The sequence below is a fragment of the Burkholderia sp. Ap-955 genome, from assembly GCF_011753045.1.
GTDB classification, from domain to species: domain Bacteria; phylum Pseudomonadota; class Gammaproteobacteria; order Burkholderiales; family Burkholderiaceae; genus Burkholderia; species Burkholderia lata_D.
The window spans coordinates 1-14,422 of record NZ_VWWH01000066.1; the positions used below are offsets into that span (position 1 = coordinate 1).

Here is a 14,422-nt window from a genome sequence, read left to right on the forward strand (position 1 = left end):
CCGAAGTCGAGCGCCTGCGGCGCGGGCCGCTCGGGACCGCGCGCAACCGGCGCCGCGGCCGCGGGCGGCGCGTCGAACGCAAGACGCCCGGGCGTGCGCTCGGGCGTCGTATCGAACTCGAGCCGCTTCGGCTCGTCGGACGGATTCGTCATCGCTGCTTCCTGCCCGGCGCGGCGGTATCCCGCCGGCCGGGCTGCCGCCAGTCAGACCGCGCCGCCGTATGCGCGCACGAAGTCGCCCAGGCCACGGTTGTAGCCGGCGCCGACCGCCTTGAACATGAAGTGGCCGTCGCGGCGATAGAAGCTGCCGACCTGCACCGACGTCTCCATCGAGAAGTCTTCCTCGAGCGCGTACTTCGCGATCACCGCGCCCGACACTTCGTCGGCGATCTGGATGTAGCTGTTGCGCACCTGGCCGAAATTCTGGCGACGCGCTTCGGCCTGGTCGATCGTCACGACCACCGAGATTTCCTCGACGTCGGCCGCGAGCTTCGTCATGTCGATGAAGATCACCTCGTCGTCGCCGTCGCCGCTGCCCGTGCGGTTGTCGCCGCTATGCACGACACCCAGGCACTTCGACGCGGGCATCCCGCGCTTCGGGAAATCGTCGCCCGGCTGGATGAAGGTGTCCTTGCGCTCCATCGTGCGCACTTCGCTGTTGTAGAACACGAAGTGCTGATCCGAGATCAGCTTCGGATTGCTCTGCGCGTCGTACTTGCAGAGGAACACCGACACGTCGAGATCGAAGTCCGTACCCGTGTCCGTCGCGTTCGCATCCCAACCGAGACCGATGCGGAACTTCTGCGTTCCGGGCGCTTCCTTCGACAGGTTGACGCGACCGCCTTTCGACAAATTGATCATCTGAACCTCTTCTGCTGGAACCGCCGTTGTGCCGGCGGCAATGCCGGGCCGCCCTGCGCGGCCCCTCGTTGACGATGTTCGACCCGCGCGTGACGCGGGGTCACTCGCCCGCCACGGCAGTCCGGTCTTCCTTGCGTTGCACGACGATCGACGACCATACGGCCGCGGCGATCATCGCCGCGCCGACCAGGCCGGTGATGACCTCGGGCACCTCGAACTTCACGCCGAGGAACATGATCGTTGCGAGCGCACCGATTGCCCAGAACGCGCCGTGTTCGAGATAGCGGTATTGCGCGAGCGTGCCCTTCTTCAGCAGCACGAGCGTCATCTCCCGGATATAGGCCGCGCCGACGCCGAGGCCCAGCGCGATCAGGAAGATGTTGTTCGACAGCGCGAATGCACCGATCACGCCGTCGAAGCTGAACGACGAATCGAGCACTTCGAGATACATGAACCCCGCGACGCCTTCGCGCACCACGCGCGTGCCCGTCTCCTCGCCGCCGATCAGGTCGCCGATGCCGTGCGCGATCACGAAGCTGATCACGCCGAACGCCCCCGCGAGCAGGAAGGCCACCTGCTCGGCCGCCGGCACGTAGAGGGACGCGACGATGATGATGGCGAGCGTCAGCGCCACTTCCAGCGCCGTGATCCGGCCGAGGTGGCTCATCGGGCCTTCCAGGAAGCCGATCCAGTGCTCGTCCTTCTCGGTGTCGAGCATGAACTTGAAGAACACCATCAGCAGGAACGCGCCGCCGAATGCGGAGACCTGGTGATGCGCGGACGTGAGGATCGACGCGTACTGCGCCGGCGACTCGATCGCGAGCTTCAGCGCGTCCCACATGCCGATGTGGCCGATCACCGCGACGATCAGCAGCGGGAACACGAGCCGCATGCCGAACACCGCGACCGGCAGGCCGAACACCATGAAGCGGTTGCGCCACTTCTCCGACCAGTTCTTGAGCACCGATGCATTGACGACCGCGTTGTCGAGCGACAACGAGATTTCGAGCACCGACAGGACCGCGACGATCAGCATGTCCTTCACGCCGCCGAGGAGATAGGCCGCGATCAGCGCGAGCACCGTGAGCGACAACGGGATCTTGAAGTCTTTCAACATGATTGGGGGTAATCGAGTTCGGGATAAAAGGCGGGCGGGCTGCGCTTACTTCGCGCGCACCCAGTCGCAGAATTCCTGCGTGATCAGTTGTTCGTAGATCTGTTCGTCGCTGACGTCGAGCGATTCGAGATGCAGGAAGCCGACGTTCGGCATCTCGTCCGCGACTTCCGCGAGGAAGTCGAATTCGCTCGGATCGCCGACGCCGACGAGCGACCAGTACAGCGGGTAGTGCTGCGACTCGGCGAGCAGCTGGCGCACGCGCTTGCGGTCGTTCTTCGGGTTCTGGCCATCGGTGACGAACAGCACCCATGCGGGCAGGTGGCCGTTCTCCGGCGCGGTGGCGGCCGGCGCGGGCGTCTCGTCCGCTGCGCCGAACAGCCGGCTCAGGAAGCCGCGCTTCTCTTCGCGCTTCGGCGACGGCTCCGGCGCACGGAAGAAGAAGTCGACGATGTCGTTCATCACCGGCGCGTACTGCGTGCCGCCCCACTTGTCGATCCGCGCGTTGAGCACATGATCGGAAATGTACGAGCCGTAGTTGTCCGGCGTCGCGGTCGGCAGGCGGTCGTAGCCTTCGGTGAAGGTCCACGTGTCGACTTCGCCGTTGTCATCGAACTTCAATGCGATGCCGAGAATCCGGTCGTGCGTGTCCTGGATCACGCCCGACTGGTACAGCGGCTTCGCGGAGCCGGAGATGTCGAGCGCCGCGCCGACGCGCACGACGGGCGGCTTCAGTATCTGGCGTTTTTCGAGGACGATCGCGACCTTCGCCGCGCGTTTCTCAAGCGTAATCATGCGGTGTTCTCTCGGTTCTTTCAGTTGTGCTTCGGAGCGAATCGGGTGATCAGGTCCTGTTCGAGCTGGCGCAGGCGCGGCGCGTCCTGCTCACGCTGGCGCTTGCCGTCAGCGATGATCTGCGTGATGTCGTCGAATGCGCCGAACAGCTGCTGCTGTGCGTATTCGAACGTGTCGGTCGAGATCACCGGGCGCTGGCTCAGCTTCGCGACTTCCTGCGCGTTCTGGCGGTTCAGGTCGGCCTGCGCGCGGATCGCCTCGTCGGCCGCGTCGTACGTCGCATTGGCGAGCGCCGCCGCGCGCTTCGTGCTGAGCTGCTCGAGGTAGAGCGCGAACGCGTTGGTCCACGCGGGGATCAGCACGGTCTTGATCGTCATGAACTTCGACGTCAGCGTGCGTTTCTGATCCTGCTCCATCCGGATCTGCGGCGCGAGCTGTTTCGACATCAGCATCGCGCGGTCGAGGTCGTCGAGCTTGCTTTCGAGCGCGTCGACCTTGCGCTTCACGTCGAGCAGGCGCTGTGCGGCGAACGCGTCGTCCACCGGTTGCTGGCCGGCCGCGAGATGCGCCCGCAGCGTCGCGAGCGCCGTTTCGCCGTGCGCCTTCGACTGCGCGAGCTCCTGATGCAGCGCGTAGTTGTCGTTGTACATCCGCTCGAGCTCGTCGATGCCGGCCTTCTGGCGCTGTGCATGGTTCTCGAGCTCGACGACGAGCGTGTCCATCCGCTTGCTCACCGACTCGTATTGCGACAGCAGCTTCTCCTTGGTCGAGCGGAACAGCCGCGTGACCTGCGTGAGCAGCCCGCCCTTGTCGGCGCCGCGCGGGTCGAGCCCCTTAGCGGTCGCGATCAGTTCGTTGAGCTTGTCCCCGAACTGGTCGGCATCCGACGCGCGGACGCTCGCGAGAATCTGCTGCGAGAAGGCCGCGATCCGCGTGCCCTGCGTCGCGCCGAGCTGGTCGATCTCGTCGACGGTGATCAGGCGGACGTTCTCCGCCGGGCGTGCAGCCGGCATGGCAACGGCGGCGGCAGGCACGGTGGCGGGCGCTGCAACGGGTGACGAAGACGGGGTGGAAGGACGATCGCTGACCGCATCGGAGTTCTTGTCGTCGAAGAGCGGCTTCATGTGGCTACCACGTTTCCTTTTCTGCTTTCTGCTGCGTGTTGTCATGCGCGTGAGGCGCGCATCCGCGATTGCCGCCGTGCTCTCTCACGGGCGGCAGACGGACAATAAGGGCGACGACGCGGTGCGTCAAGAGATGCAAATCTTTCAATATCCATACGCTTTGTAATGTATGCGATGGAGGTCTCGATACGGCTCCGGGTGACGTGAGGACAAATGCCTTGATGGAGCGTGAATCCGGATTTCCCGGGAAACGTAGGCAGCGAGTAATAGAAAGTATTTTGAAAGAAACGACCTCTTTCTATTCCACTGATTGTTACAGATTGCTTAACGCGGCGAGAACCATTGTCGCGATGCATCGGGCGGCGATAAATCCGGCGAATCCCGTCATGCAGACACGCGATGCATTGTGACAATCGTTCTGTGGCGGGTTCTACTCCGAATAGCCCTGCGATGCCGGACGTGCATCATGACGACGGCCCCACCACGGCAAGTACGCGTTGTTTTCACCGCGTGCGCGGAACCAGTTCTTGCCGGTGTCGATCGGTGTCAGCTTCGACGGTGCGACGACTACCACCGCCGTCGGATGCTCGGTGTCGGTCGTTCCCGCCACGAGCACGTTTCCGCCGAGGTGATTCGCGCGGCCGATCGCCAGTGCGACATCGGTCAACGCCGCGCCGGCACCCATGTCACCGAGCAGTGCCGACGTATTGAAGGTCTGTGCGTGGAGGTCATATCCCGGCCGCACCTCGGTCAGTGATCGCGACAGCACGGCGGCCCTTGTCGACGCGGCATCGCTGCCCTTGCCTGCGTCGTGAATGACGTAATTCAGTGACGAGGCTGTGACGCCTGCGTTGCTCGCCGCCGCGTCGATCGTCGATGCCCATGCCTGCACCACACGGCTCATGCCTTGCTTCGTCTCGAAATCGCCGACATTGCTTCGTGCAGCCTTGCCGATCCACGCCAGTGGTTCGCGCTCGGTCTTCAGATTCGGGCCGGCAAGGAACAGCAGCACCATGTTCTCGTTGATCTGTTCGTCCTGCGGTGGAAAGCTCGGCGCGTCCCAGTTCATCACCCAGACGCTTTTGTCGGGGTGAGCGGCTAGATAATCCAGTGCGGCGTTCAGCGACGTGAAGCCGGCGTTGCCTTGACCTGACGTCACGTGGACATCAGGTGGCGTATCGTGGCTCCATAGATCTTTTGCGGACGGGTTGCCGATTTCGAACATGCTTGCAATCTCGCCGCGCAAATATGACGCTGCCCGCTTGGGGTTCAGTCGATCGCCGGGAATGGCCAGCTCGACGTGTATGCCAGCCAGTTCTCTCCAATTCCACCGCCAGCGCGAGCTGACGGTATAGAAGTAGTCGCTGTTCACGAAATAGCGAATGCGAAAAAGTACCAGGAGTTCGTTGACATACTTTTCATAGAACCCGGAAAACGACTCACGGCCCCGGCTACCATCCGCGACGATGGATATCGGTTGCAAGGTCGTGTATTTCGCAGGCTTGGTCCGCACCATATCGTCGTTGCTATTCGGCTTGACCAGCCCGAGCGTCCACAGCAGTTGCCACTCAGTCGGATAGTCACGCCGTTGCAGCGGATTGAGCCATGCGAGTCCGACGACCTGGGCAACGAAGGGCGCTGAGGACGCACCCTCGACGGCTTGCGTCGATGCGGCGTTCATCTCCGCACGCACCGGCAAGACCAACAGGATTGTCGCCGCCGCGATCACAACGGATCCGACGTGTCTGACAAGAGTGAGACGGGACATGAATATTCCTAATCAAGCTGGTCAGCAATGCGTTGGCTGTCGACCAGCAGGCACCGGAGCCCGGCCGGAACCGGAACCCCCGTCTTCATTCCCAATGGCGAGTAAGTCGTGACAACCGTCCCAACGACTCATTCCCGCCCGGACGACGCCAGACTCGAAATCAGCGTCGCGCCACACGAAGTCTTGTGACCATCGAACGCCGCGGGTTTTCCGTCGACGATCACCTGCGGATCGCCTTCGGCGATAAAGCAGGCCTGATGCCCCGAGATCGGGCAGACGCACGTGTCGCCGAGCCGGGCGACCGGCCGCCCCATCACTTCACTGACCGCGCTGCCGGTCACGACCTGACCGCCGTGGCTCGTCGCATCGCCGACCCGAATGATTCCGCGCATGCGCGCTCCTTATTCCGAATAGCCCTGCGATGCCTGACGCGCATCGTGACGGCGGCCCCACCACGGCAAGTACGCGTTGTTTTCACCGCGTGCGCGGAACCAGTTCTTGCCCGCGTCGATCGGCGTCAGCTTCGACGGTGCGACCACCACCACCGCGGTCGGATGCTCGGTGTCGGTCGTTCCGGCTACGAGCACGTTTCCGCCGAGATGATTCGCCCGGCCGATGGCGAGCGCCACGTCCGTCAGCGCGGCGCCGGCGCCCATGTCGCCGAGCAGCGCCGATGTGTTGAAGGTCTGCGTACGGAAATCGTATTCCGGCAGCACTTCCGTCAGCGTTTGCGATAGCGAGGCAATCCGTGTCGATGCAGCATCACTACCCTTGCCTGCGTCGTGCACGATGTAATTCAATGACGAGACTGACACGCCCGCATTGCTCGCCGCCGTATCGATCGTCGACTTCCATGCCTGTACCGCACGGCTCGCGCCTTGCTTCGCCTCGAAATCCTTGACGTTGCCTCGTGCAGCCTTGCCGATCCAGGCAAGCGGCTCACGCTCGGTCTTCAGGTCAGGGCCCGCAAGGAACAGCACCACCATGTTCTCGTTGATCTGTCCGTCACTCGGCGGGAAACTGGGTGCGTCCCAGTTCATCACCCAGACGCTTTTGTCAGGGTGTGTAGCCAGATAATCCAGCGCAGCATTCAATGACGTGAAGCCGGCATTGCCGTGCCCCGATGTCACGTGTATATCGGGTGGCGTATCGCGGCTCCAAAGATCTTTTGCGGATGGATTCCCGATCTCGTAAGCATTGACCATTTCATCGCGCAAAAACGTTCCAGCAAGCGCCGGATCCAGACGAGCACTCGGAATGGCAAGCTCGACGCGAATACCAGCCAACTCGCGCCATTCATTTTTATTATCAGATTTAACCGTATAAAAATAATCCGAGCTTGTCACGTAACGCGTACGAAACAACACAAGCAGCTTACGAATATACTTCTTATAAAACCCCGTAAACGACTCACTGCCCCGCTGCCCGTCCGCCACAATGGAAATTGCTTGCAACGACGAATATTTTTGGGGGTTCGTCCGAACCATATCGTCGTTGCTGTTCGGCTTGACCAACCCGAGCGTCCACAACAGTTGCCACTCTGTCGGATAGTCTCTTCGATGCAGTGGATTCATCCACTCGAGACCGACCACTTGCGCCACAAAGGGTCTTGAAGACTCCGCCCCCGTGCCTGCCGCCTTGTTGGCAGCCGGCGCAGCTACCGCTTTGGGCACTGCAAGAACTGTTGTCAACGCCAACACCACAATCGCCAGAAGCCCCGGCAGCAGCACCAATCGCTTCATCAACTCCCCCCAATTTGTTAACCCGCCTGTCGAATCACCGATTGAAATCAAAAGCACCAGTGAAACGATTGAGGACACGACCATCGCAACGCCAGCGATCCCTGCACGACGAGGCCATGTCGCAATCATAGCCCTCATAAGATGCCCCCGATTTTGAGGAACAACCCTCCATCGCGTTCGTCATGTATTTTCGACGGCATCATCGCATCCTTATCGACCTTCACCCAATCTTGAAGGAATAATTTCTGATATTTGCCGTAAGAAAAATATTCATAGAATTTTTGGCTCGGATTACTGTCACCCAGATCCTCGACAAACCTCCAGTCCGCCTCGATACGAAGCTTGTAGAAGTCATTCTCCGTCAAATAACAAACCCCAATCGCCACATCATAGGCCAATGCATTTTCAGCATGGTCCTTGTTGGTCATGATGGTCGAATGATTGGTGGGGTTATTCTTGTCCCCGCCGTTCAGAATCTCGAAGATCTCCTTGTTCCGCCATTCGGTATAGTCAGCGCTCGCTGCGTCCGGATCGTCCTCTCCGATCACCTTTCCGTCCTTGTCGACCCAGCGGCGATTCCCTGATCTCCGCGCCTCCATCCGGAGAATGGAATGATCCTCGTATCGCTGCGCAGCCTCGGATGCTGCGTCGCCCTTCGCTTTCAGCGCGTCGCCCGCGGGCGTCGCGAATTTTTCTGACTTTTTGTCGAAGTTGTCGTATGGATCGTCATCCCGTTTGTTCTCCTTGTTGGCATCGAGCCCGGCCGACGGCGGATCATAGCCCTCGTTGAAGGCTCCTTCTTCGAGCCGTTTCCCGTCCGCATCGCACGCGCCCGATGGCTTGCCATAGCGCAACGCCTTTGGAAAGAAGCGCGTTTCCTTGTCGAGCATCGGTGCGGTAATCGGGATTTCCCATTTTTCCGGCGGTAAGGCGTTGACCTCCATGTCCGACAAGTTGAACAGGTAGAGAGCCGGGCTCGTTACAAGCGTGAAAAACTTCGCGATCCACCATTCATTTGAATGCATGCCTCGCGCAAACCCGTACCGCGCGGGCGGTGATGGCGGATACCAAAAACCCTCCGTTTTGTTCTTGCTGCTACGCCAGTCATCCTCCCAATACCGGTATAGCTTGTTGTCACCGCCGACCTCGAAATTCGACGCGAACACGCGTTGCGAGAAAACACCCCACGCGTTCGTCGCACTGATCTCTTCGATACTCATGCCGCGCCAGCCGATCCCTTGAACGGTCAGGGCTGAGATGACCTGATCATGCGGGCAGCAGTACAGCGTCACTCTTCCGTAGGTGTTTGTCCCGTACAACCCATGCGCCTCCCGGTCCTTGGCTGCGCTATACGGCTTCCCCCCACACTTCGACGGTCTTGCGTTTTCCATCGCGCGATCGAGATCCTCCGCTGGCATCTCCAGATCAGCACGAGCGCGCAGGATATCGAAGTACTCCCTCAGCGTTTCCTTGCGTGCGACATAGGTCTCGCGCCCCACATGCCCGTTCTTGTCGCGTACCCCGCGCTGTGCCCAGGTATCGGTGAAGTTGCTCTCCACGAGGCTGTACGGGGGATTGGCAAGAACGTAAGTGTCTGCGACGCAGCGTCCTTTCTTGCCCCACTGATCCGTCACCTCGGGCAACCGGTCGCCAAGGAACGCAGCGGCGAGCCCGATCATGTTTCCCTGGCTGTGGCACACGATCGTGATCGGCACGTCGGCCTGCCGCTTGCGGATCGATTCGACCAGGCGCGCAAGTCGCAGTGCACCCAGCACGCCGTAGGTACGCGGCGGCGTCGAATAGATCTTGCGATTGCCGATCGAATTCATGTGCTGGACGGTCAGCCACAGAAAAAGTCGGTCGTGCAACCCATCGTTCCACAAATCCGGCAAACTCGAACAGCCGCCCGCGAACGGCCCGCCACCCCAGTAGTTCTTCTCGTTGAGCATGATCTTGTCGCCATACTCTTTCAGCTCCTTCAAATTCGCGGAGTAGCCCCACCGAAAGTGAATGACAGGCGAAAAGGAGGGGTCGGGCTTGATGTACGTCCGCGAGGACATTTCCGGATTCAAAAATCCGTCAGGCGTCAGGCTGTCGATATAACTGACTGGCTTCATCTGCCCGGCCGACGGCCCGCACTGGAACAACTGATCGTCATACCGCCCCATGCGCCGGTTCAATCCATCGCAAAGCCCTTTTTCGGCCGCAGTGAACCACTCGCCCTCCGAATTCACCCCGTGAACGAAAATGACGACGCCCGGCAGCGGCATCTGCATCACGCATTGGAGGTCGTTCCGATTGAACAGCGTCGTCCCCGCTCCACCACCCACCGCCATCTTCGACGGGTCGTCCGGGTTCTGCGAAAAGTTGTAGTTGAACATGTTGTTTTTCTTGAAGACTCAGCTCAGGTTCTCGACTTGAAGAAGCGCACCGCCAATTGTTCGAACTGATCGCTGCTGACCGGCGCCAGCTTGCCTTGCGCGTCGGTCTTCCCCTTGATCAACTCGCCCGATGCCTTGCGCACCTCGGCTTCCATCCCTTCGACCGGCTGCCCGTCGGTCGCCCGAACCAGCTTCGGCACCCGCCCCAGCGAACCTTGGTCGAACTTCGGAAAATCGGTGCTCATGCTCGCCGGCCCGGCCCACGTATGCGACGCGGACTTGACGGTGAAACTCCCCGGACACCCGAGCTCGATATCTCCGCCCTGCAGCTTCAGATACGCGCCGCCCGACGTCACGAACACGACCTGCTCGCTGGCCATGCCCGCGAGCTTTCCGCCCCCCGCCGTCATCTGGATGTTTTTCGCGGAATCGATCTGCGTATCGTCGTTCTGGCTCTGCAGCGCCACCTTCCCCTGGTTGGCAATCGCCGAGATCCCTTCGCTGTGCGCGAACATCGCCACGCCATGGCCGGCCTGCAGGTTGATCCGCTGTCCGCTCGTGTACTGCAGGTGATTCTGCGCGACGATGTCGACGTTGCCGCCCGCATGGGTCGTGACGGTCTTCGGCGTCGCGATGCTGATCCCGGCCGGTGCAGTGATGCCGATCGCCGCCATCGACGCGCCTGACGACTCGCCGCCACCGGCGACTTCCCCGTTCGGCCAGCCTTTCACCGTGGTCATCAGCGCGTCGTGCGGCTGCGTATCGGGCGCCACGCCCTGATGCTGGCCCGCATAGTCGCCGAGACTCTTGAACAGCTCGACGCATTCCTGCATCAGTTGCAGATACTCGTCCCGCGCCAGGTGGCCGTCGCTCGCGCGCAGCCGTTCCCAGGCCGAGATCAGCATCGCCTTGCCGCTGCGAATCGCCACGTGCGCATCGCTGCGCAACTCGGCGCCCTCGCCGCGCGCCGTCCCCTGGCCGTTGTCGCGCGGCTGCGTCAGATAGCCGAGGTTCAGCTGGCTATGCGCATGCTCGCTCGCCAGCTGGCTGCTGATCTGCCCCGGCGTATCGTCGAAGCGGATCTGGTTGTACCGCTGCCCCTTGATTTCCTTCGTCTTCGTGCCGGACAGATAACGGTTGCCCGGCAGCGCGCCAGTGTGGCTGAAGGTCGCCGGCATGTTGGGCCCGTTGGCCAGCACGCCCATCACGACGAGCCGATCCGGATCGCCGCCGATATGGCCGATCAGCACCTCCATGCCGACGCGCGGCAAGGTATTCGCGCCGAAGCTCGGCCCGGCGAGCGCGCAGGCGACGCGCACCGGCGCGCTGTCGGTCGGCGTGCCGCTCGTGCCGGCGCCCTGCGCATGCGCGTGATCGTCCGCGTTCAGCCCCTGGATCTGCACCCGGATACGGCCCATTTCATCGCAGAACACCTCTTCCCCGTCGGGTCCGACGACGACGGCCGTCATCGGATGCACGGCCGGCAGGTCGACATGGGGATCGTAGGCCGGGGTCAGCGGCACGCCGCGTCGTACGCACGAGAACGTGTTCTCGTAGCGCCTGTCGTTTTCATCGCCCGGCGTGCTGCTCACGTCGGTCGGCACCGCGTTGAACAGCACGCGGCTTGCCGCGAACAGCGACTGTGCGCGCTCGTTCAGTTCCTTCGGCAGGTTGTTGCGTACACGATGATGAAGCGACGTGACGACGAACTGCCGCTGCTCGGCCGGCAATGTATCGAGCTGCGGATGCTCGGCAAGCGCAAACCAGTGGCCGACGGCCAGATCGCGCACATTGCTCACGCCGTCGACGGATTCTGCGCGCAGTTCGTGCGCAAGCATGCGGTCCTTGCCGATCCGGTCGAGATCGGACGACGAATTTCCCGCGTGCGGAATATCGATGACGCTGTCGGCCAGCAAACGCCCGAGATCGTTGCCGCCGTCGCCCTGGTCGACGATCGTCGCCTGTTCGGTTTGCGACATCCGGCCGGTCTTGTAATCCCATGTCGGCCGGACGATCTTGCCGGGGATCAGGCTGCGGCTCGTCGCCCACAGCGTGATCGAGTCGCGCTCTTCGGTGGCCGCATCGCGGTGATAGCGAACGGTACCGGCAATCGTCTCGGGCAACTTCATCGAATCGTCGGCAAAGACCAGTGTATGAACCGGCGTGTCGTTCGCGTTGCCGTTCGCCCGCTCGCCGGCCTTGCCGGCCTTGACGAAGACGGTCGCACCATCGCGCCGCAGCAGCCGCCGGATGAAGTGCGCGTCCGACTCGTTGACCTGCCGCGTGAGTTCACGCGCCGGGTAGCGTTCGCCTTGCAGGCCGGACAGGTCGAATTCGAATGCGCCCGCCAGCGCCGAGCTGCGCTGGCGCCACTCCTGGAGCAGCACGCCGAGGATGTCGGGCAGGTTCTTGGTGCGGAACAGTCGCGAATTGGTTCGCCGCTCCATCACCGACAGCACGTCGCGAATCGTCAACTGGTAGCAGGTGAGCGAACCGTCCGACTGTCCGGTGCGGACGTCGGTGACGATGCCGTTGATGGTATGGAGATGCCCGCGATCGGTCGTCATCTCGACGGAAACCGGTAGCCCGATGAAGCTGCGGATCGGGAGATCGGCCCGCGCGGACACGCAGGTCAGATGCCCCTCGATGCCCGTCATCAACCCTTCCCGGATATCGGCATACTGGAGCGCGAGCACCTGCTCGAGCGTCTTCTGGGCAGGCCCCCAGTTCATGCGAACCGGTCGATTGTTCTGATCGACCACCCCGGACGCAAATGTGCGTAGCAATTCGGCTGTATTCACAGCGTGACTCTCAGGATCTTGTTTTACTTCGTTGTTCACCGGGAAATCACGCCCGCTGGTCCGTCCTGGGAGTGCCGCCCGCCTGTTTTTTCGCGAGCATATCAAATTTGTCAGGCGAGTGACGAAATTTTGAAAGGTTTTGGTGCGCTTTGTGTAATGCTTCTAACCAGATTTAAAATTTCACAATCTTTCGAATTGATCGCGCCTCGTCCGGCGACGCCCGATCGTCGTCATGGCGTCGCTCAGGCAGGCACTTGCCGCATGCCTAACCGCGGCAACACGAACGGCACCGATCGGTCACGAATCGTGAAATCCCACCGTCCTTCGATGTTGACGAATGTCGCGCTGAAATGCCGGTCGTCGGCCCACGTCATGTCGTCCAGATGGCACGACGCGTACATCGCGCCGACCGTGCGCCGCGCGAGTTCCTTCAACGGATCCTTCGACACGAGCGTGAACGTGACGGCCTCCTCGAACAGGCAGTCGTAGTCGGTGACGAGCAGATAGGCGGCCGGCGTCTCGAACTGGCGAAGCAGCACATAGCCGGAAACGGTGAGGCCGCAACGTTCGCCGTTCACGAGCACATGGGTGCGCGACGGCCACGCTTCATACGGACCGTCGTGCGTTTCGAGCGTGAAGCGCTCGATCGGCTTCATCGCCTGGCCAGTTGGTGGAGGTCTTGTTCCCGAAGCATCGCCGCGTCAGTTCGCGGCCTTGCGATACAGCGCGACGTAGCCCGCGAGCATCAACAGCAGCGACCCGCTGACGCGGTTCAGCCACTTCTCCCCCGCGGCCTTCCACACGCGCACCGAATGCACGCCGAGCAGTGCATAGCCGGTCATCCCGATAACGTCGATCGCAACGATCGTCGCCGCGAGGATCGCGTACTGCGGCGCGATCGCATGCGACCGGTCGACGAACTGCGGCAGCAGCGCGGACATGAACAGGTAGTACTTCGGGTTGCTCATCGCGACGAAAAAGCTCTTCAGGAATGCGGTCCGGCGATCGGGCGTCGCGTGATCGAGCGCCTGCGCAGCGGCGGAACCGCCGGATGACAGCAGCATCCGTACGCCGACATAGGCGAGCCACGCCGCGCCGGCCAGCTTCAGCGTGACGAATGCCGTTTCCGACGCGTCGAGCAGCATCCCGAGACCGCACCCGACCAGCGCAACGAGCACGACATCGGCCGTGACGGCCCCCAGCATGCCGACCATCGCGTGACGCAACCCGTATCGCGAGCCGTTGCTCATTGCGAGCAACACCGTCGGGCCGGGCGTCGCGACGCCGACGGACAGGATCAGGGCAAAAGCGAGCAAGGCGGACAGCGACATGGCGGGGCGTTCCTGTTGAACGAAGGGCTGGAAAATGGAGGCGGACGGAGCATGATCGCATGATGGCGCGACCGCCCGCTCGACGGTTGTCTGGCGGGCCGCCGACCTCGCGCCCCGTCCGATTTGCATGGATCGTCGGACGGAGTGGCGAACTGCCCCCAGAGTTTGCTATACTCTCGGTCTTCCGGAGAGATGGATGAGTGGTTTAAGTCGCACGCCTGGAAAGCGTGTATAGGTTAATCGCCTATCGGGGGTTCGAATCCCCCTCTCTCCGCCAGAATTCAATGCCCGCGCCAGCGGGCATTTTCGTTTCCGGAGAGAAGCAAGCCGACAGGTCGTCTGGCGCGGGGGATTCGAAGGGATTCGGTCGGCTACAAGAACGGGTCGACCGTCGCGGCAACCTCTCGAAAAGGAACGGACGACGAGGTGACGTTTATCTTCAAACGTGACGACCTCTGGTCGTGGAAGTTGAGCGCAGTCAATCTGCCGATCGACAAATTCGGTTC

The 14,422-nt window shown here is 61.9% G+C and carries 11 protein-coding genes and 1 tRNA gene; 1 reads left to right on the forward strand and 11 read right to left on the reverse strand.

Annotation, left to right across the window (positions count from 1 at the left end; translation table 11 throughout):
• Nucleotides 1-203: 203 nt before the first annotated feature.
• The 11 genes from F3J15_RS27015 to F3J15_RS27065 all read right to left on the reverse strand — a co-directional run bounded on the left by F3J15_RS27015 (nt 204) and on the right by F3J15_RS27065 (nt 13,916).
• On the reverse strand, nt 204-860 hold the full coding sequence (locus tag F3J15_RS27015; RefSeq protein ID WP_039369378.1) for a TerD family protein: 657 nt from the start codon (nt 858-860) through the stop codon (nt 204-206).
• A 100-nt stretch (nt 861-960) separates the two neighbouring features.
• Entirely contained in the window at nt 961-1,977 is a 1,017-nt protein-coding gene (locus F3J15_RS27020) for a DUF475 domain-containing protein (RefSeq protein ID WP_089445994.1), read from the reverse strand.
• A gap of 45 nt (nt 1,978-2,022) precedes the next feature.
• Nucleotides 2,023-2,769 (reverse strand): VWA domain-containing protein, encoded by a 747-nt coding sequence (locus tag F3J15_RS27025; protein ID WP_166895076.1) that lies wholly within the window; start codon nt 2,767-2,769, stop codon nt 2,023-2,025.
• Nucleotides 2,770-2,789: 20 nt separating this feature from the next.
• Nucleotides 2,790-3,893 (reverse strand): toxic anion resistance protein, encoded by a 1,104-nt coding sequence (locus F3J15_RS27030; RefSeq protein WP_089445996.1) that lies wholly within the window; start codon nt 3,891-3,893, stop codon nt 2,790-2,792.
• A gap of 430 nt (nt 3,894-4,323) precedes the next feature.
• Nucleotides 4,324-5,661, reverse strand: coding sequence for a virulence factor (locus F3J15_RS27035; protein ID WP_166895078.1), 1,338 nt, complete (start codon nt 5,659-5,661; stop codon nt 4,324-4,326).
• Nucleotides 5,662-5,789: 128 nt separating this feature from the next.
• Nucleotides 5,790-6,053, reverse strand: a complete 264-nt coding sequence (locus tag F3J15_RS27040; RefSeq protein WP_011352637.1) for a PAAR domain-containing protein — start codon at nt 6,051-6,053, stop codon at nt 5,790-5,792.
• Nucleotides 6,054-6,062: 9 nt separating this feature from the next.
• Entirely contained in the window at nt 6,063-7,541 is a 1,479-nt protein-coding gene (locus F3J15_RS27045; RefSeq protein WP_089445998.1) for a virulence factor, read from the reverse strand.
• Complete coding sequence (locus F3J15_RS27050) at nt 7,538-9,784, reverse strand: hypothetical protein (RefSeq protein ID WP_089445999.1); 2,247 nt, start codon at nt 9,782-9,784, stop codon at nt 7,538-7,540. The genes F3J15_RS27045 and F3J15_RS27050 overlap by 4 nt, the downstream gene beginning before the upstream one ends.
• Before the next feature lie 23 nt (nt 9,785-9,807).
• A complete protein-coding gene (locus F3J15_RS27055) occupies nt 9,808-12,585 on the reverse strand; it encodes a type VI secretion system tip protein VgrG (RefSeq protein ID WP_089446000.1) in 2,778 nt (925 codons plus the stop codon).
• Nucleotides 12,586-12,827: 242 nt separating this feature from the next.
• Nucleotides 12,828-13,241: a hypothetical protein gene (locus F3J15_RS27060; RefSeq protein ID WP_089446001.1), complete on the reverse strand. Its 414-nt coding sequence runs from the start codon at nt 13,239-13,241 to the stop codon at nt 12,828-12,830.
• Nucleotides 13,242-13,286: 45 nt separating this feature from the next.
• Complete coding sequence (locus F3J15_RS27065) at nt 13,287-13,916, reverse strand: LysE family translocator (protein WP_069248425.1); 630 nt, start codon at nt 13,914-13,916, stop codon at nt 13,287-13,289.
• Between the two features lie 186 nt (nt 13,917-14,102).
• On the opposite strand from F3J15_RS27065, the gene F3J15_RS27070 reads away from it, so the two are divergent.
• A tRNA-Ser gene (locus F3J15_RS27070) sits at nt 14,103-14,193 on the forward strand.
• The last annotated feature ends 229 nt before the right edge of the window (nt 14,194-14,422 follow it).

Excerpts from the sequence above, each read along its gene's own strand:
- F3J15_RS27035 (WP_166895078.1), bottom strand. The coding sequence starts at position 5,661 with ATGTCCCGTCTCACTCTTGTCAGACACGTCGGATCCGTTGTGATCGCG.
- F3J15_RS27015 (WP_039369378.1), bottom strand. The coding sequence starts at position 860 with ATGATCAATTTGTCGAAAGGCGGTCGCGTCAACCTGTCGAAGGAAGCG.
- F3J15_RS27060 (WP_089446001.1), bottom strand. The coding sequence starts at position 13,241 with ATGAAGCCGATCGAGCGCTTCACGCTCGAAACGCACGACGGTCCGTAT.
- F3J15_RS27050 (WP_089445999.1), bottom strand. The coding sequence starts at position 9,784 with ATGTTCAACTACAACTTTTCGCAGAACCCGGACGACCCGTCGAAGATG.
- F3J15_RS27025 (WP_166895076.1), bottom strand. The coding sequence starts at position 2,769 with ATGATTACGCTTGAGAAACGCGCGGCGAAGGTCGCGATCGTCCTCGAA.
- F3J15_RS27020 (WP_089445994.1), bottom strand. The coding sequence starts at position 1,977 with ATGTTGAAAGACTTCAAGATCCCGTTGTCGCTCACGGTGCTCGCGCTG.
- F3J15_RS27045 (WP_089445998.1), bottom strand. The coding sequence starts at position 7,541 with ATGAGGGCTATGATTGCGACATGGCCTCGTCGTGCAGGGATCGCTGGC.
- F3J15_RS27030 (WP_089445996.1), bottom strand. The coding sequence starts at position 3,893 with ATGAAGCCGCTCTTCGACGACAAGAACTCCGATGCGGTCAGCGATCGT.
- F3J15_RS27040 (WP_011352637.1), bottom strand. The coding sequence starts at position 6,053 with ATGCGCGGAATCATTCGGGTCGGCGATGCGACGAGCCACGGCGGTCAG.
- F3J15_RS27065 (WP_069248425.1), bottom strand. The coding sequence starts at position 13,916 with ATGTCGCTGTCCGCCTTGCTCGCTTTTGCCCTGATCCTGTCCGTCGGC.